The 17,171-nt window shown below is 61.6% G+C and carries 16 protein-coding genes; all 16 read left to right on the top strand.

The window, feature by feature from the left end; genetic code table 11:
• The first annotated feature begins 32 nt into the window (after positions 1 to 32).
• The 16 genes from HBO05_RS13390 (at position 33) to HBO05_RS13315 (ending at position 17,142) form a co-directional block, all read left to right on the top strand.
• Positions 33 to 1,757, top strand: a complete 1,725-nt coding sequence (locus HBO05_RS13390; protein ID WP_172312859.1) for a flagellin — start codon at positions 33 to 35, stop codon at positions 1,755 to 1,757.
• Positions 1,758 to 1,828: 71 nt separating this feature from the next.
• Positions 1,829 to 2,173, top strand: coding sequence for a flagellar protein FlaG (locus HBO05_RS13385; protein WP_133714225.1), 345 nt, complete (start codon positions 1,829 to 1,831; stop codon positions 2,171 to 2,173).
• 83 nt (positions 2,174 to 2,256) lie between these two features.
• On the top strand, positions 2,257 to 3,621 hold the full coding sequence (fliD, locus tag HBO05_RS13380; protein ID WP_172312857.1) for a flagellar filament capping protein FliD: 1,365 nt from the start codon (positions 2,257 to 2,259) through the stop codon (positions 3,619 to 3,621).
• Between the two features lie 128 nt (positions 3,622 to 3,749).
• Positions 3,750 to 4,139 carry a flagellar export chaperone FliS gene (gene fliS, locus HBO05_RS13375; RefSeq protein WP_029292498.1) on the top strand — a complete coding sequence of 130 codons (390 nt, stop codon included), beginning with the start codon at positions 3,750 to 3,752 and terminating at the stop codon, positions 4,137 to 4,139.
• Between the two features lie 25 nt (positions 4,140 to 4,164).
• A complete protein-coding gene (locus HBO05_RS13370; RefSeq protein WP_057438799.1) occupies positions 4,165 to 4,461 on the top strand; it encodes a flagellar assembly protein FliT in 297 nt (98 codons plus the stop codon).
• Positions 4,462 to 4,634: 173 nt separating this feature from the next.
• Positions 4,635 to 6,110 (top strand): sigma-54 dependent transcriptional regulator, encoded by a 1,476-nt coding sequence (locus tag HBO05_RS13365; RefSeq protein ID WP_169955919.1) that lies wholly within the window; start codon positions 4,635 to 4,637, stop codon positions 6,108 to 6,110.
• Between the two features lie 110 nt (positions 6,111 to 6,220).
• Positions 6,221 to 7,432 (top strand): ATP-binding protein, encoded by a 1,212-nt coding sequence (locus HBO05_RS13360; RefSeq protein WP_178121051.1) that lies wholly within the window; start codon positions 6,221 to 6,223, stop codon positions 7,430 to 7,432.
• A gap of 6 nt (positions 7,433 to 7,438) precedes the next feature.
• On the top strand, positions 7,439 to 8,818 hold the full coding sequence (locus HBO05_RS13355) for a sigma-54 dependent transcriptional regulator (RefSeq protein ID WP_169955920.1): 1,380 nt from the start codon (positions 7,439 to 7,441) through the stop codon (positions 8,816 to 8,818).
• Between the two features lie 131 nt (positions 8,819 to 8,949).
• On the top strand, positions 8,950 to 9,279 hold the full coding sequence (fliE, locus tag HBO05_RS13350) for a flagellar hook-basal body complex protein FliE (protein WP_169955921.1): 330 nt from the start codon (positions 8,950 to 8,952) through the stop codon (positions 9,277 to 9,279).
• A 16-nt stretch (positions 9,280 to 9,295) separates the two neighbouring features.
• Positions 9,296 to 11,071: a flagellar basal-body MS-ring/collar protein FliF gene (fliF, locus tag HBO05_RS13345; protein ID WP_170042618.1), complete on the top strand. Its 1,776-nt coding sequence runs from the start codon at positions 9,296 to 9,298 to the stop codon at positions 11,069 to 11,071.
• Complete coding sequence (gene fliG / locus HBO05_RS13340; protein ID WP_029292514.1) at positions 11,064 to 12,083, top strand: flagellar motor switch protein FliG; 1,020 nt, start codon at positions 11,064 to 11,066, stop codon at positions 12,081 to 12,083. The genes fliF and fliG overlap by 8 nt, the downstream gene beginning before the upstream one ends.
• A gap of 10 nt (positions 12,084 to 12,093) precedes the next feature.
• A complete protein-coding gene (fliH, locus tag HBO05_RS13335) occupies positions 12,094 to 12,858 on the top strand; it encodes a flagellar assembly protein FliH (RefSeq protein WP_169955925.1) in 765 nt (254 codons plus the stop codon).
• On the top strand, positions 12,848 to 14,206 hold the full coding sequence (gene fliI / locus HBO05_RS13330) for a flagellar protein export ATPase FliI (RefSeq protein ID WP_029292518.1): 1,359 nt from the start codon (positions 12,848 to 12,850) through the stop codon (positions 14,204 to 14,206). The genes fliH and fliI overlap by 11 nt, the downstream gene beginning before the upstream one ends.
• 6 nt (positions 14,207 to 14,212) lie before the next feature.
• Entirely contained in the window at positions 14,213 to 14,662 is a 450-nt protein-coding gene (gene fliJ / locus HBO05_RS13325; protein WP_057444567.1) for a flagellar export protein FliJ, read from the top strand.
• Positions 14,663 to 15,130: 468 nt separating this feature from the next.
• Positions 15,131 to 15,433 (top strand): STAS domain-containing protein, encoded by a 303-nt coding sequence (locus HBO05_RS13320; protein WP_169955928.1) that lies wholly within the window; start codon positions 15,131 to 15,133, stop codon positions 15,431 to 15,433.
• Positions 15,430 to 17,142, top strand: coding sequence for a fused response regulator/phosphatase (locus HBO05_RS13315; RefSeq protein WP_170056959.1), 1,713 nt, complete (start codon positions 15,430 to 15,432; stop codon positions 17,140 to 17,142). The genes HBO05_RS13320 and HBO05_RS13315 overlap by 4 nt, the downstream gene beginning before the upstream one ends.
• The last annotated feature ends 29 nt before the right edge of the window (positions 17,143 to 17,171 follow it).

Below are 17,171 nucleotides of genomic sequence, written 5' to 3'. Positions count from 1 at the left end.
AGCCGCAGTATCCAACTCACGAGGATTTCGTCATGGCAATGTCCGTAAACACCAACATTACTTCCCTGGGCGTCCAGAAGAACCTGAACAAAGCCTCCGACGCTTTGAGCCAGTCGATGAACCGTCTGTCTTCTGGCCTGAAAATCAACAGCGCCAAAGACGACGCCGCTGGCATGCAGATCGCCAACCGTCTGAACAACCAGGTCAAAGGCCTGAACGTTGCAATCTCCAACGCCAACAACGGCGTGTCGATTGCCCAGACCGCTGAAGGCGCGATGCAAGAATCCACCAACACCCTGCAGCGTCTGCGTGAACTCGCCCTGCAAGCGGCGAACGGTGATAAAAGCGACGCTGACCGTGTTTCCCTGCAACAAGAATTCACCGCTAAAGTCGGCGAGCTGAACCGTATCGCCAGCACCACCACCTTCGGTGGTCGTAACCTGCTGGACGGCTCGTTCAGCAACGTAGCGTTCCAGATCGGTGCCAACGCTAACGAAACTATCTCGTTCGGTATGACTGACATCAGCTCGACTGCTTTGAAGGGCAACTACAAAGAAGCTGCTGTAGACGGTACTGCGATGAAAGGCTTGGCAGCTACTGCTACAGGTTCGGTGCTGGGTGAGCGGGCTGTTAAAACCGGTGCTGCTGCAACAGCTACAGTTGCCACCGACGCATTCACAATTAACGGTGTAGAGATTGCACTGGGCGTCGCCACTGCTGGTCTTCAAGCAGGTACTGACGCAGCTGCAGCTATCAACGCTAAGACTGATCAGACCGGTGTCACCGCTACTACGACTCCTGCAGGTATCGTAACCCTGTCGTCGAAGAGCGATATCGTTCTGGGTGCCTCTGCTGTAGGTAGTGCTACCGACGGTCTGGCCAAACTTGGTCTGGGCGCTCCAGGTACCACTACTGCTGCAGCTCCAACCCTGGCCGGTCCTATGGGGGCTGCTGGTTCTATCTCCGTCAATGGCACTGCTGTTACTTGGGCTAATGCTGACACGTTGACTAGCGTACTGACTAAACTGACTAATGCTGCTGGCGGCGCGGCTGCTGGCGCCTCCGCAACTTTCACTGACGGTCGTGTAAAACTGACTTCAGGTGACGGTGCAGACATCAAGCTGTCGAACACTTCCAGCGGTTCACTGTCGCAGTTGGGCCTGTCGGCTGGCACTACTCAAGCAAAACTGACCGCTGACACTTCCATCGACGTGAACGGCGTTGAAGTCAAGTTCAAGAAAGGCGACACCGCTGACGCAATCGTAGCTTCGATCAACAGCGCCAGCACCGGTGTTCAAGCCAGCAAAAACGCTGACGGTACCCTGAACCTGTTCGCTGACAAAGACATCACCATCAAGGACGGTAGCGCTGGTACTGGCCTGGCTGCCTTGGGTCTGACCGCTGTTGCCAACGCCGGCACCAAAACTGCCGTCACCATGGAAACCAGCGTCTCCGACCTGAGCATCCTGTCCGCCGCTTCGTCCCAGCAAGCCATCCAGGCCCTGGACGACGCCATGCAGCAGATCGACAGCCAGCGTTCGCAGCTGGGTGCGGTGCAAAACCGTTTCGCCAGCACCGTGGCCAACCTGCAGAGCATTTCGCAGAACTCCTCGGCTGCCAAAGGCCGCGTAGAAGACGCTGACTTCGCTTCCGAAGCCGCTGAACTGACCAAGCAACAAACCCTGCAACAGGCTTCCACTGCGATCCTGTCCCAGGCCAACCAACTGCCATCCGCTGTACTGAAGCTGCTTCAGTAATATCGGCTAGCGGTTAATCAACGGGGGGGTGCTAACGTGCCCTTCCGTTTTTTCAGTTTGGAGGTGATGACATGGACATGAGCATCAAGCTGAACGCGTCTTACCCGGCTGCTACCACCCAGGCTCCCGTCGCGACTGCGCCACAGGCCAAGCCTGTCCCGCAGGCCGAGACCGAGCCCGCCGAAGAGCCGCAGCGCGTGGCGCTGGAAAAAGCTGTAACCGATATGCGTGAGTTTGTGCAGGCTTCACAGCGCAACCTGGATTTTTCCATCGATGATTCCACCGGCAAAGTGGTGGTCAAGGTGATCGCGACCGACAGTGGTGAAGTGATCCGACAGATTCCATCGGAGACTGCGCTGAAGCTGGCGCAGAACCTGAGCGATGCCAGCAGCCTGTTGTTTGATACAAAGGCTTGAGTTGGCACGAAACATGTTTCTGATTGCTGCTTGGGCGTTCGTACGCCAAAAAAGCGGCAACCGCAGGACAAGGAGAGTAGCAAATGGCTAGTTCAACGATTTCCGGCCCAGGTTCGGGCTACGACACCCAAGCCATCGTCAAGGCGTTGGTGGGGGCCGAACGCGCGCCCAAAGAGGCGCAGATCACCGCCCAGCAGAAAGACGCCACCGTCAAGCTGTCGGCCGTGGGCTCGGTGAAAACGGCGCTGGAAGCCTACCAGGCGGCAATCACCAAGTTGAACAACCAGTCCGCCTTCAATGGCCTGGCCGCCACTACCTCCGAAGAAAAAAACGCCAAGGTCACCCTGGGTGACGGCGCGGCCCCTGGCAAATACATCCTTAAGGTCGATAATCTGGCGACCTCGTCGAAGGTCTCCAGCAAGGTCATCGAAGGTGGCGCCTCGGGCAAAGCCAATGCCAGTGATGAAGCCCAGACGCTGACGATTACCCAGTCGGGTAAAAGCTACGATGTATTGGTGCCTGGAGGTGCGACCTTGCAAGAGGTTCGCGAATCCATCAATACCCAGCTTTCTGCCCAGGGCATCAGTGCCAACGTCCTGAGTGACTCCAACGGTGGGCGCCTGGTCCTGACTTCCAGCAACAGTGGTAAAGACACTGACATCACCCTTAGCGGTGATTCAGAGCTGGCGGTTGGTTATGACAAGGGTACGCCGCCGGTGAACGCCAACTACTCCATCGATGGCGTCAAGATGGAGTCCACCAGCAACAAGATCACTTCCGCGATCAGCGGCGTGACCCTGGAACTGCTGGATGGTGACCTGACCAAGAAGGTTACGCTTACCGTCGCCAGCAACACCGACACCCTGAAGACCTCAGTACAATCGTTCGTCACCGCCTACAACGCCCTGATGACCGCCATCAACACCCAGACCAAGGTCACCGCCACCGGCGATGCCTCCACCACCACGGCGGGGGCCTTGACCGGTGATGCGTCGATGCGTCAGTTGGTCTCCAGCCTGCGTTCCGAGCTGGTCAACGGCAAGGGCGCGGGCAGCATGACCAGCCTGGCCCAGATGGGCATCACCACTGACCAGAAAACCGGCTTGCTGAGCCTGGAAGACAAGACCTGGGACAAGGCCGTGATCAAGGGCGCTGGCGACATTGCCAAGATGTTCACTGGCGATACCGGCCTGATCACGCGCATGAACAAGGCGACCAGCAGCTATGTCGGTACCACCGGCACCCTGGCGACCCGTGCGACAGATCTCAACAACAAGCTGACTGATCTGACCACTGAAAAGGCCGACCTGGACCGCCGCATGGAAGCCCTGCAGAAATCCCTGTCGGCCAAGTACACCGCCATGGACACCATGATCGCGCAGATCAACTCCCGCAGCTCCAGCATCATGACCACCCTCAACTCGTTGAACAACCCTAAGTCGAACTGATGGATGGTGCGCCCGCAGGCCCTGAAAAAGGGCCCGGGCACTCGGTGAGGGATTAAAGTTTTTCTCGGTACAGTCGAAAAACTACTTAAGCAATCCTATTTGACTGTGGCCTGTTACGAGGTAGCAACATGAACCCTATGAGAGCCCTTCGCCAATACCAGAAGGTCAATTCCCACGCCCAGATCTCCGAAGCCAGCCCGCACCGTCTGGTGCAGATGCTGATGGAAGGCGGCCTCGATCGCATGGCTCAGGCCAAAGGCGCATTGAGCCGTGGTGATATCGCCCAGAAGGGCCTGATGCTGGGCAAGGCGATTGAAATCATCTCCGGCCTGCGTGATGGCCTGGAGCCGGAAAAAGCCGAGGATCCAGCGGCGGTGCAGCAATTGGATGCGTTGTACGAGTACATGAGTAACCGTCTGGTTGAGGCCAATGGCGTCAACGATGCCGACATGATCGACGAAGTCGCGCGTTTGTTGATTACTGTCAAAAGTGGCTGGGATGCCATCGCGCCACAATAAGGCCGTCGGCCTTGAGGAACACAGCATGAGCCACGCACTGCAACGGATTGACGAAACCCGCGACGCTTTGGTTGGCGCACTGGCAGAGCGCAATTGGGATGCGATCAGCGAATTGGACATGGGCTGCCGTGTCTGGATCGACGAGGTGCTCAGCGAAGCGCCGGTGGACGAGGACGCGCTGCGGGAGAAGCTGGAAAGCCTGTTAGCGGTCTACCAGCAGTTGCTGGAAGTGACGACCGGCGAGCGCCAGGCGATATTTGAAGAGATGTCGCAGATCAACCAAGCGAAAAATGCGTCAAAGGTTTACCATCTGTTCGGCTGATCTGGCTCAGTTAATCCGAACATAGCGCGTCATAAATTTGACTGCTCGCATAATTTTGACTTAACTAGTGCTATTTTCAGACGTCAGGTATCCGTAGCGCAGAAAACGCCTACAGCTATCTAGATTGCCCCGATTCGAGGGCATTAGAGTTTTACTAGGGAAGTTGCTATTGCATGTGGCGTGAAACGAAAATTCTGCTGATTGATGACGATAGCGTCCGTCGCCGCGACTTGGCGGTGATTTTGAATTTTCTTGGCGAAGAAAATTTGCCCTGCGGTAGCCACGATTGGCAGCAGGCGGTCAGCTCTTTGTCGTCGAGCCGTGAAGTCATCTGTGTGCTGATCGGGACGGTAAACGCTCCTGGCGCAGTTCCTGGCCTGTTAAAGACACTCTCAACCTGGGATGAGTTCCTTCCGGTGTTGCTGATGGGCGATATTTCTTCCGTGGATTTGCCGGAAGACCAGCGCCGCCGTGTGCTTTCCACCCTGGAAATGCCCCCCAGCTATAGCAAATTGCTCGACTCCCTGCACCGTGCCCAGGTCTATCGCGAGATGTACGACCAGGCCCGCGAGCGTGGACGTCACCGCGAACCCAATCTGTTCCGCAGCCTCGTCGGCACCAGCCGTGCGATCCAGCACGTGCGCCAGATGATGCAGCAAGTGGCCGATACCGATGCCAGCGTGCTGATCCTCGGCGAGTCCGGCACCGGCAAGGAAGTGGTCGCGCGTAACCTGCATTACCACTCCAAGCGCCGCGACGGACCTTTCGTGCCGGTCAACTGTGGGGCGATCCCTGCGGAGCTGCTCGAAAGCGAACTGTTCGGCCACGAGAAGGGCGCCTTTACCGGGGCGATCACCAGCCGTGCCGGGCGTTTTGAGCTGGCCAACGGCGGCACCCTGTTCCTCGACGAAATCGGCGACATGCCGCTGCCAATGCAGGTCAAGCTGCTGCGCGTATTGCAGGAGCGCACTTTCGAGCGTGTGGGCAGCAACAAGACCCAGAGCGTCGACGTGCGCATCATCGCGGCCACCCACAAGAACCTCGAAAGCATGATCGAGGTCGGCAGCTTCCGCGAAGACCTGTACTACCGCCTCAACGTATTCCCCATCGAGATGGCCCCGCTGCGCGAGCGCGTGGAAGACATCCCGTTGCTGATGAACGAACTGATCTCGCGCATGGAACACGAAAAGCGCGGCTCGATCCGTTTCAACTCTGCCGCGATCATGTCCCTGTGCCGCCACGGCTGGCCGGGCAACGTGCGCGAGCTGGCCAACCTGGTGGAGCGCATGGCGATCATGCATCCGTACGGGGTGATCGGCGTGGTCGAGTTGCCGAAGAAATTCCGCTACGTCGACGATGAAGACGAGCAACTGGTGGACAGCCTGCGCAGCGACCTCGAAGAACGCGTCGCGATCAACGGCCACACCCCGGACTTCGGCGCCACCGCCATGTTGCCGCCCGAAGGCCTGGACCTGAAGGACTACCTCGGCAGCCTCGAACAAGGGTTGATCCAGCAGGCCCTGGACGACGCCAATGGCATCGTTGCCCGTGCCGCCGAGCGCCTGCGCATCCGCCGCACCACCCTGGTGGAGAAGATGCGCAAGTACGGTATGAGTCGGCGTGAAGGTGATGAACAGGCGGATGATTGACGCCTGTTTTTCAACCTGCTGAAAAATAAGGATATTTTTTTAGGCACGGGTATTGCTATAGCACTCGCAACGTTCCGTTTAACTGACGGTCAGCCAAGCGAGAGAGCACGATGCCCCACGCCGCCCACCTTTCTTCAGTCCCTGACACCCAGGGACTTGTCCCGTCCGTAGAGCAGATCAGCCGGCAAGGGCTTGAGCAGGCGTTTTCGCTGTTCAGCCAGATGTCCAGCCAGTTGACGGACTCCTACAGCCTGCTGGAAGCCCGGGTTTCGGAGCTCAAGGGCGAGTTGGCGGTGGTCAGCGCCCAGCGCATGCAAGAGCTGGCCGAGAAAGAGCGCCTGGCCAACCGTCTGCAAAACCTCCTCGACCTGTTGCCCGGTGGCGTGATCGTGATCGATGACCAGGGCCGCGTGCGCGAAGCCAACCCGGCAGCCTGCGACCTACTGGGCCTGCCGCTGGAAGGCGAGCTGTGGCGCCATGTCATCACCCGCTGCTTTGCCCCCCGTGAAGACGACGGCCACGAAATTTCCCTCAAGGACGGGCGCCGCCTGTCCATCGCCACCCGTTCCCTGGATGCCGAGCCCGGCCAACTGGTGCTGCTCAACGACCTGACAGAAACCCGGCACCTGCAGGACCAATTGGCGCGCCATGAACGCCTGTCCTCCCTGGGGCGGATGGTCGCTTCTCTGGCGCATCAGATTCGCACGCCGTTGTCCGCCGCCTTGATCTACGCCAGTCATTTGACTGATGAGCAATTGCCAGCCGCCACCCATCAGCGGTTTGCCGGGCGGCTCAAGGAGCGCCTGCATGAGTTGGAGCACCAGGTGCGCGACATGCTGGTCTTCGCCCGGGGCGAGTTGCCGCTGACCGACCGCGTCACGCCCGCCGCCTTGCTGCAGGCGCTGCAAGCCGCCGCCGCCACCCATGTCCAGGAGGCGTCGGTGCGCTGGCAGTGCGACAGCCATTGGGGCGAGTTGCTGTGCAACCGCGACACCCTGGTAGGCGCGCTGCTCAACCTGATCGAAAACGCCAGCCAGGCTAGCGGCCCGGGGGCGCGGCTCAAAGTGCACCTGTACAGCCGCGGGCAAACCCTGCGCCTGTGCATCAGCGACAGCGGCAGCGGGATTGATCCGGCGGTGCTGCAGCGCCTGGGCGAACCTTTCTTTACCACCAAGACCAACGGGACCGGCCTGGGGCTGACCGTGGTCAAGGCAGTGGCCCGTGCTCATCAGGGAGAATTGCAGTTGCGCTCCCGTGTGGGGCGCGGCACCTGTGCATTGATAACGCTGCCGCTGTTTTCAGGCGCGGCAAGCGCGGAGTAAGGATAAATGGCTATCAAGGTTTTACTGGTTGAAGACGATCGCGCCCTGCGTGAAGCACTGGCTGACACGCTGCTGTTGGCGGGCCATGACTATCGGGCGGTCGGTTCGGCCGAGGAAGCCTTGGCGGCGGTGGAGCAAGAGTCCTTCAGCCTGGTGGTCAGCGACGTCAATATGCCCGGCATGGACGGCCACCAGTTGCTCGGCCTGCTGCGCGCACGCCAACCGCAACTGCCGGTGCTGTTGATGACCGCCCACGGCGCGGTAGAGCGCGCGGTCGATGCCATGCGCCAGGGTGCGGCGGACTACCTGGTCAAGCCATTCGAGCCCAAGGCGCTGATCGAGCTGGTGGCGCGCCATGCGCTTGGCGTGGTGGGCGCGGCAGACGGCGAGGGCCCGATCGCCTTCGAGCCGGCCAGTGCGCAATTGCTCGAGCTGGCGGCCAAGGTCGCCCGCAGTGACTCCACGGTGCTGATCTCTGGTGAGTCGGGTACCGGCAAGGAAGTGTTGGCGCGCTACATCCACCAGCAATCCCATCGGGCCAGCCAGCCGTTTATCGCGATCAACTGCGCGGCAATCCCCGACAACATGCTCGAAGCCACCTTGTTCGGCCATGAAAAAGGCTCGTTCACCGGCGCCATTGCCGCCCAGGCCGGCAAGTTCGAGCAGGCCGATGGCGGCACCATCCTGCTCGACGAAATCTCCGAAATGCCCCTGGGCCTGCAAGCCAAGCTGCTGCGCGTGCTGCAAGAGCGCGAAGTGGAGCGGGTGGGGGCGCGCAAGCCGATCCAGCTGGATATCCGCGTGGTCGCCACCACCAACCGCGACCTTGCCGGCGAAGTGGCGGCGGGGCGCTTTCGTGAAGATCTGTTCTACCGGCTTTCGGTGTTCCCGCTGGCCTGGCGCCCGCTGCGTGAGCGCCCGGCCGACATCGTGCCACTGGCCGAGCGCCTGCTGAGCAAGCACGTCAATAAAATGAAGCACGCCCAGGCGCGCCTGTCGGCCGAGGCCCAGGCCTGCCTGATCAGTTACCCATGGCCTGGCAACGTGCGCGAACTGGACAACGCGATCCAGCGCGCGCTGATTTTGCAGCAGGGCGGCCTGATCCAGCCCCAGGACTTCTGCCTGGCCGTCGGCGCCGGTTCTGCGCCGATGCCGAGCCTGGCCCCAGCCCCGCTGGAAAGCGCCCCGGCCGAGGCTGCCGGTGGCCTGGGCGACGACCTGCGGCGCCGTGAATTCCAGATGATCATCGACACCCTGCGCGCCGAGCGTGGCCGGCGCAAAGAGGCGGCCGAGCGCCTGGGCATCAGCCCGCGCACCCTGCGCTACAAGCTGGCGCAAATGCGCGATGCCGGGATGGATGTGGAAGCGTTCCTTTTCGCCAGCTGAGATACACATTGGCTGACAAGGTTTGTTGGCTTTTCTTACGAGTTGCCAGGGAGCTGGCACCCTTGTTGCTACTACCCGTACTAACCGCTGCGTAGTGTCAAAAAATTGCGGGTCGTCGGAGAGAGAAGTTCATGAGCCAAGGTGTTGAGTTCAATCGGTTGATGTTGGATATGCGTTCCATGCAAATGGACGCCATGTCCCAGCCGAAATCCGTCGCGCAAGTGCCGGAATTGGGCCAAAGCAGCTTTGCCGACATGCTCGGCCAAGCCATCAACAAAGTCAGCGACACCCAGCAGGCGTCCACTCAATTGTCGACGGCCTTTGAAATCGGCAAGAGCGGCGTGGATCTCACCGACGTGATGATCGCTTCGCAAAAAGCCAGCGTTTCCTTCCAGGCTCTGACCCAGGTGCGTAACAAGCTGGTTCAGGCTTATCAAGACATCATGCAGATGCCGGTTTAAGGACGAGATTTAAGTCATGGCAGAAGCAGTCGTGGATAACGTACCCGCCAAGACAGACGGCAAGCCGCCGCTGTTTGGCCTGTCGTTCCTGGAAAACCTCTCCGAAATGACCATGTTGCGTCAGGTGGGCCTGATGGTCGGCCTGGCTGCCAGCGTGGCGATTGGTTTTGCCGTGGTGTTGTGGTCCCAGCAGCCCGATTACCGGCCGCTTTATGGCAGCCTGGCGGGGATGGATGCCAAGCAGGTCATGGAAACCCTGGCCGCCTCCGATATCGCCTACACCATCGAACCCAACTCCGGCGCCTTGCTGGTCAAGGCCGACGACGTCGCCCGTGCCCGCCTGAAGCTGGCCGGCGCGGGTGTGGCGCCGACCGATGGCAACATCGGCTTTGAGATTCTCGATAAAGACCAGGGCCTGGGTACCAGCCAGTTCATGGAAGCCACCCGCTACCGTCGCGGCCTGGAAGGCGAACTGGCGCGCACCATCGCCAGCCTGAATAACGTCAAGGGTGCCCGTGTGCACCTGGCCATCCCGAAAAGCTCGGTATTCGTGCGCGACGAGCGCAAGCCCAGCGCCTCGGTATTGGTCGAGCTGTTTGCCGGGCGCTCCCTGGAGCCGGGCCAGGTCCTGGCCATCGTCAATCTGGTGGCGACCAGCGTGCCCGAGTTGAGCAAGTCGCAGATCACCGTGGTCGACCAGAAGGGCAACCTGCTCTCCGACCAGGCGGAAAACTCCGCGCTGACCATGGCCGGCAAGCAGTTCGACTACAGCCGCCGCATGGAAAGCATGCTCACCCAGCGTGTGCACAACATCCTGCAACCGGTGCTGGGCAACGACCGCTACAAGGCTGAAGTGTCTGCCGACGTGGACTTCAGCGCCGTCGAGTCGACTTCCGAGCAGTTCAACCCCGACCAGCCGGCCCTGCGCAGCGAGCAATCGACCAGCGAGCAGCGCACCGCCGCCAATGGTCCGCCGCAAGGTGTACCCGGCGCCCTGAGCAATCAGCCGCCAGCCCCGGCCAGTGCCCCGCAAACCACCGGTGGCGCCGCCGCGACCGCCAGTGCCGTGCAGCCGGGCCAGCCACTGCTGGACGCCAACGGCCAGCAAATCATGGATCCGGCCACCGGCCAGCCGATGCTCGCGCCATACCCGGCCGACAAGCGTCAGCAGTCCACCAAGAACTTCGAGCTGGACCGCTCTATCAGCCACACCAAGCAACAGCAAGGGCGCTTGAACCGCCTGTCGGTGTCGGTGGTGGTGGATGACCAGGTCAAGATCAACGCCGCCAACGGCGAAACTACCCGCGCGCCGTGGACCGCCGATGAATTGGCGCGCTTCACCCGCCTGGTGCAGGACGCCGTGGGCTTCGATGCCAGCCGTGGCGACAGCGTCAGCGTGATCAACATGCCGTTCTCCCTGGAGCGCGGCGAGGTGATCGCCGATATTCCGTTCTACTCTCAACCCTGGTTCTGGGACATCGTCAAGCAAGTGCTGGGGGTGTTGTTCATCCTGGTGCTGGTGTTTGGCGTGCTGCGCCCTGTGCTCAACAACATCACCGGCCACGGCAAGAAGCAGTTGGCGCCGTTCGGCGATGTCGAGTTGGGTGGCATGGGCGGCCTGGATGGCGAACTGGCCAACGACCGCGTCAGCCTCGGCGGGCCGCAGAGCATTCTGCTGCCAAGCCCGAGCGAAGGGTATGACGCGCAGTTGAATGCAATCAAAAGTCTGGTGGCAGAAGATCCGGGTCGTGTGGCCCAGGTCGTGAAAGAGTGGATCAACGCAGATGAGTGATAATCGAGCCTCTGTTGCCAAGCTGACCCGGGTCGACAAAGCCGCCGTGCTGTTGCTGTCCCTGGGTGAGACCGACGCGGCCCAAGTGCTGCGCCATATGGGCCCCAAGGAAGTGCAACGGGTCGGCGTAGCCATGGCGCAGATGCGCAACGTGCACCGTGAGCAAGTCGAGCAGGTGATGAGCGAGTTCGTCGAGATCGTCGGCGACCAGACCAGCCTGGGCGTCGGCTCCGACAGCTATATCCGCAAGATGCTCACCTCGGCCCTGGGCGAAGACAAGGCCAACGGCCTGATCGACCGCATCCTGCTGGGCGGCAACACCAGTGGCCTGGACAGCCTCAAGTGGATGGAGCCGCGGGCGGTGGCGGACGTGATCCGTTACGAGCACCCGCAGATCCAGGCGATTGTCGTGGCTTACCTGGACCCGGACCAGGCCGGCGAAGTACTCGGCCACTTCGACCACAAGGTGCGCCTGGACATCATCCTGCGCGTCTCGTCGTTGAACACCGTGCAACCGGCGGCCTTGAAAGAACTGAACACGATCCTGGAGAAGCAGTTCTCCGGCAACTCCAACGCGGCCCGCACCACCCTGGGTGGTATCAAGCGCGCGGCCGACATCATGAACTTCCTCGACAGTTCGGTGGAAGGCCAGTTGATGGACTCGATCCGCGAGATCGACGACACCCTGTCGGTGCAGATCGAAGACCTGATGTTTGTGTTCAACAACCTGTCCGATGTCGACGACCGTGGCATCCAGGCGTTGCTGCGCGAAGTGTCCTCCGATGTGCTGGTGCTGGCCCTCAAGGGTTCGGACGAGGGCGTCAAGGAAAAGATCTTCAAGAACATGTCCAAGCGTGCCTCCGAACTGTTGCGCGACGACCTCGAAGCCAAGGGCCCGGTGCGCGTCAGCGACGTGGAAACCGCGCAGAAAGAAATCCTCACCATTGCCCGCCGTATGGCCGAAGCCGGAGAAATCGTTCTCGGCGGGAAGGGCGGCGAAGAAATGATCTAAGGCCCAGCGCATGTCGAACAATGATGAGACGCCCAGCGATCTAATTCGCGCCCGGGACGTCGGCGGGTTCGACGTCTGGTCGCTGCCCAGCTTCGACCCGCACAAGCCTGAGCCCGAGCCTGAGCCGGTGGAAGAAGTGCCGGTGGAAATGGAAGAAGTGCCCCTGGACGAAGTCCAGCCACTGACCCTCGAAGAGCTCGAAAGCATCCGCCAGGAGGCTTACAACGAAGGCTTTGCCACTGGCGAGAAAGAAGGTTTCCACAGCACCACCCTCAAGGTCCGCCAGGAAGCTGACGCGGCCCTCAGTGTGAAACTGGCCAGCCTGGAGCGCCTGATGGGCAGCCTGTTTGCGCCGATTGCCGAGCAGGACTCGCAATTGGAAAAAGCCATGGTGGGCCTGGTGGAACACATCACTCGCCAGGTTATCCAGCGTGAACTGGCGCTGGACTCCAGCCAGATTGAAAGCGTGATGCGCGAAGCCCTCAAGCTGCTGCCCCTGGGCGTCGGCAACGTGCGGCTGTACATCAATCCGCAGGATTTCGAGCAGGTCAAAGCCCTGCGCGAGCGCCATGAGGAAACCTGGCGGATTGTCGAGGATGCCGCGTTGCAGCCCGGTGGTTGCCGGGTCGAGACCGAGCACAGCCGGATCGATGCTACGGTCGAGACGCGCATCACGCAGATCATGGCCAAGCTGTTCGACCAGTTGCACGAACAGGCCCTGCACCCAGCGGCGCCCGACCTGAGCACCGACCTGGACGCGCCTGATGCGCCTTGACCGCACCAGCTTCGCCAAGCGCCTGGGCGGTTATATCGAAGCCACCGAGTTGCCCGGCCAGCCGATCCTTGAAGGCCGCCTGCTGCGCATGGTCGGCCTGACCCTCGAAGCCGAAGGCCTGCGCGCCGCCATGGGCAGCCGCTGCCTGGTGATCAACGATGACAGTTACCACCCGGTACAGGTGGAAGCGGAAGTCATGGGCTTTTCCGGCAGCAAGATATTCCTGATGCCGGTGGGCAGTCTCGCCGGTATCGCACCGGGCGCGCGGGTCGTGCCGCTGGCCGATACCGGGCGCCTGCCGATGGGCATGAGCATGCTCGGGCGGGTGCTCGACGGCGCCGGCCGTGCGCTGGACGGCAAGGGCGGGATGAAGGCCGAAGACTGGGTGCCGATGGACGGCCCGACCATCAACCCGCTCAAGCGCAACCCCATCAGCCAGCCGCTGGACGTGGGCATTCGCTGTATCAACGGTTTATTGACGGTCGGTCGCGGCCAGCGCCTGGGCCTGTTCGCCGGTACCGGCGTGGGCAAGAGTGTGCTGCTGGGCATGATGACGCGCTTTACCGAGGCCGACATCATCGTGGTCGGGCTGATCGGCGAGCGGGGCCGTGAGGTGAAGGAGTTCATCGAGCATATCCTCGGTGAAGAAGGCCTCAAGCGCTCGGTGGTGGTGGCGTCCCCGGCGGACGACGCGCCGCTGATGCGTCTGCGCGCGGCCATGTACTGCACGCGGATTGCCGAATATTTTCGCGACAAGGGCAAGAATGTCCTGTTGCTGATGGACTCGCTCACGCGTTTCGCCCAGGCCCAGCGGGAAATCGCCCTGGCCATTGGCGAGCCGCCGGCGACCAAGGGTTATCCGCCGTCCGTGTTCGCCAAGCTGCCCAAGCTGGTGGAGCGGGCGGGGAATGCCGAGGCCGGTGGCGGCTCGATCACGGCGTTCTACACCGTGTTGTCCGAAGGCGATGACCAGCAGGACCCGATTGCCGACTCGGCGCGGGGCGTGCTCGACGGGCACATCGTGCTGTCGCGGCGCCTGGCCGAGGAAGGGCATTACCCGGCCATCGATATCGAGGCCTCCATCAGCCGGGTCATGCCGTCGGTGGTCAGCGCCGAACATATGACCCGCGCCCAGCAGTTCAAGCAGTTGTGGTCGCGCTACCAGCAGAGTCGCGACCTGATCAGCGTCGGCGCCTATGTGGCCGGCGGCGACCGCGAGACCGACCTGGCGATTGCCCTGCAGCCGCAATTGGTGACCTACCTGCGCCAGGGCCTGAACGACAACATCAGCATGGCCGAAAGCGAAGCGCACCTGGCCTCGGTGTTCGCGCCTGCGCCTGGCGGTTAACCGGCCATGGCAACCAGTCGCGCCGCGCGCCTTGCTCCCGTGGTGGAGATGGCCGAAAGCGCAGAACGCACCGCCGCCCAGCGCCTGGGGCATTTCCAGGGCCAGGTACGCCTGGCCGAGAGCAAGCTGGGCGACCTGGAGCGCTTTCGGGGCGAATACCAGCAGCAGTGGATCGATCGCGGCAGCAAGGGGGTTTCCGGGCAGTGGCTGATGAACTACCAGCACTTTCTCAACCAGCTGGAAAGCGCCGTCGGCCAGCAGCGCCAGAGCCTGGCCTGGCACCAGAACAACCTGGACAAGGCCCGCGAAGGCTGGCAACAGGCCTACGCCCGGGTCGAAGGCCTGCGCAAGCTGGTGCAGCGCTACATCGACGAAGCACGGGCGCTGGAGGACAAGCGCGAGCAAAAGCTGCTCGATGAACTGTCCCAGCGCCTGCCGCGTCAGGATCAATACTAGCCACGCCGGCAGGCAAAAATTGCGATAGCTATGAGTATTTACACAACCCCAGGAACCATCAAGGAGTTGTGTAGAGGCTCATGCTGCGCTAGCGGTGGATCAGTCGCTCATTTGTTTCTGATAAACCGCTATCCAGGGCTTGCCCTAATGCCCGTCAGTCAAGCCCGCTCCCACACTTGATCTGTGGTGGTGCCAACATTCTCTTCCCCAGTGAGATCCCCTGTGGGAGCGGGCTTGCCCGCGATAGCGGCAGTCCAGTCACTACTTCTGGCACCTGATCCACCGCCACCGCAGGCAAGCCACACACATTTGATCTTCACTGCGTTGAGCATTGCGTTCGCTTGACTGATCAGCATCAGGCCAAGCCCGCACCACCCAAGCGCGCCGCCCATTTGATTGCGTTTGTTGCCCACTCTGCGATCACCTGCTAAACCTTGTTGCACCTACCCACGACAAGGAAGCAGTCGTATGTCAGTCGCGTCAGAAGTGTCCCTGGATGGGAAGGAGTTGACGATCGCAATCAAGGGCCGGTTCGATTTCGGCAGTCACCAGGCCTTTCGTGATGCCTATGAGCGGTTCTACAAGGTCCCCCAGACCTACATCGTGGACTTGAAAGAGGCCACCTATCTCGACAGTTCGGCCCTGGGCATGCTCCTGTTGCTGCGCGATCATGCGGGTAACGCGGCAGATGTGCGTGTGATCAACAGCAACTCTGACGTGCGCAAGATCCTCGCGATCTCCAACTTCGACAAACTGTTTGCTATCAGTTGAGCGCCCAGGCTCCCGAAACCCTGACCGTGCTGATCGCTGAAGACAGCGCTACCGATCTTTTGTTGCTCTCGACCATCGTGCGCGGCCAGGGCCATCAAGTGCTCACCGCCAGTGACGGCGCGCAAGCGGTGCAGGTATTTGCCCGCGAGCGCCCGCAGTTGGTGTTGATGGATGCCTTGATGCCGGTGATGGATGGCTTCGAGGCGGCCCGGCAGATCAAGCAGTTGGCCGGCGAGGCGCTGGTGCCGATCATCTTCCTCACGTCCCTGCGTGAGAGTGAAGCCCTGGCACGCTGCCTGGATGCCGGCGGCGATGACTTCCTGGCCAAACCCTACAACCGGATCATCCTGGCGGCGAAGATCAATGCCATGGACCGCCTGCGCCGGTTGCAGGCCACCGTACTTGAGCAGCGCGACCAGATCGCCCGGCACCATGACTACCTGCTGCATGAGCAGCGGGTGGCCAAGGCGGTGTTCGACAAGGTCGCCCACTCCGGCTGCCTGAATGCCGCGCGCAACATCCGTTACCTGCAATCGCCCTATGCGCTGTTCAATGGCGACCTGCTGCTGGCGGCCTACACGCCGTCGGGCGATATGCATGTGTTGCTGGGCGATTTCACCGGCCATGGCTTGCCGGCCGCCGTCGGCGCGATGCCCCTGGCCGAGGTGTTCTATGGCATGACCGCCAAGGGCTATGGCCTGGCGCAGACCCTGCGGGAGATGAACGCCAAGCTTAAGCGCATCCTGCCGGTGGACATGTTCTGCTGCGCCACGCTGCTGTGCCTCAGTGTGCAGCGGCGGGTGGTGGAGGTGTGGAACGGCGGCATGCCCGATGGCTATGTGCATGACGTGGCCACGGGGCGCCGAACGCCGCTGGTGTCGCGGCATTTGCCGCTGGGCGTGCTGGCCCCCGAGGCCTTTGATGACCGCACCGAGGTCTGGCCGATGGCCTTGGGCGACCGGGTGTTCCTGCTGTCTGATGGCGTGATCGATACTGCTGATGCCAACGAGCAATTGTTTGGGGTGGAGCGCTTGCAGCAGGTGTTTTCTGCCAACCGCGAGCCCGAGCGCCTGTTTGTCGAGATCGAGCAGGCGCTGGCCGCGTTCCGTGGCCAGGTGCGGGACGATATCAGCATGGTCGAGATCCGTTTGCTGGCCGAGCAGCCCCTGTACCCGGCGACCCTGCTGTACACCGACAGCGGGCAGTCGTGCCCGCTGGACTGGTCGGTGAGTTTCGAGTTTCGGGCCGAGACCCTCAAGCGTTACAACCCGTTGCCGTACCTGTTGCAGTTACTCCTGGAAATCCACGGCCTGCGCGGCCAGAGCGGGGCGCTGTACAGCGTGATGGCCGAGCTGTACTCCAATGCCCTGGAACATGGTGTGCTGGGCCTGGACTCCCAGCTCAAGCGCGATGTGCAAGGCTTTGCCCGCTATTATCGCCAGCGCAACGAGCGGCTCGACCAGTTGAGCAGTGGCTACGTGCGTGTGCACCTGGACGTGGTGCCGACCGAGGCGGGCGGGAGCCTGAGCCTGCGTATCGAAGACAGCGGCCCGGGCTTTGATGTGGAAAAAGTCCTGGCGCGACCGCTGGATGTCGACCGCCTGTCCGGGCGCGGGCTGAGCCTGGTACGGCAACTGAGCAGCAATGTACGCTGGGCGGATGGCGGGCGCAGTGTGTGCGTGGAGTTTTGCTGGGTGGCTCTGGCATAATCCGCCGATTCTTGATCAAGGAGCGAACA

Source organism: Pseudomonas sp. WS 5079 (assembly GCF_012985465.1).
Classification (GTDB): Bacteria; Pseudomonadota; Gammaproteobacteria; order Pseudomonadales; family Pseudomonadaceae; genus Aquipseudomonas.
Note: the sequence above shows the minus strand (reverse complement) of the source record. Positions and strands in the feature narration are given on the sequence as shown.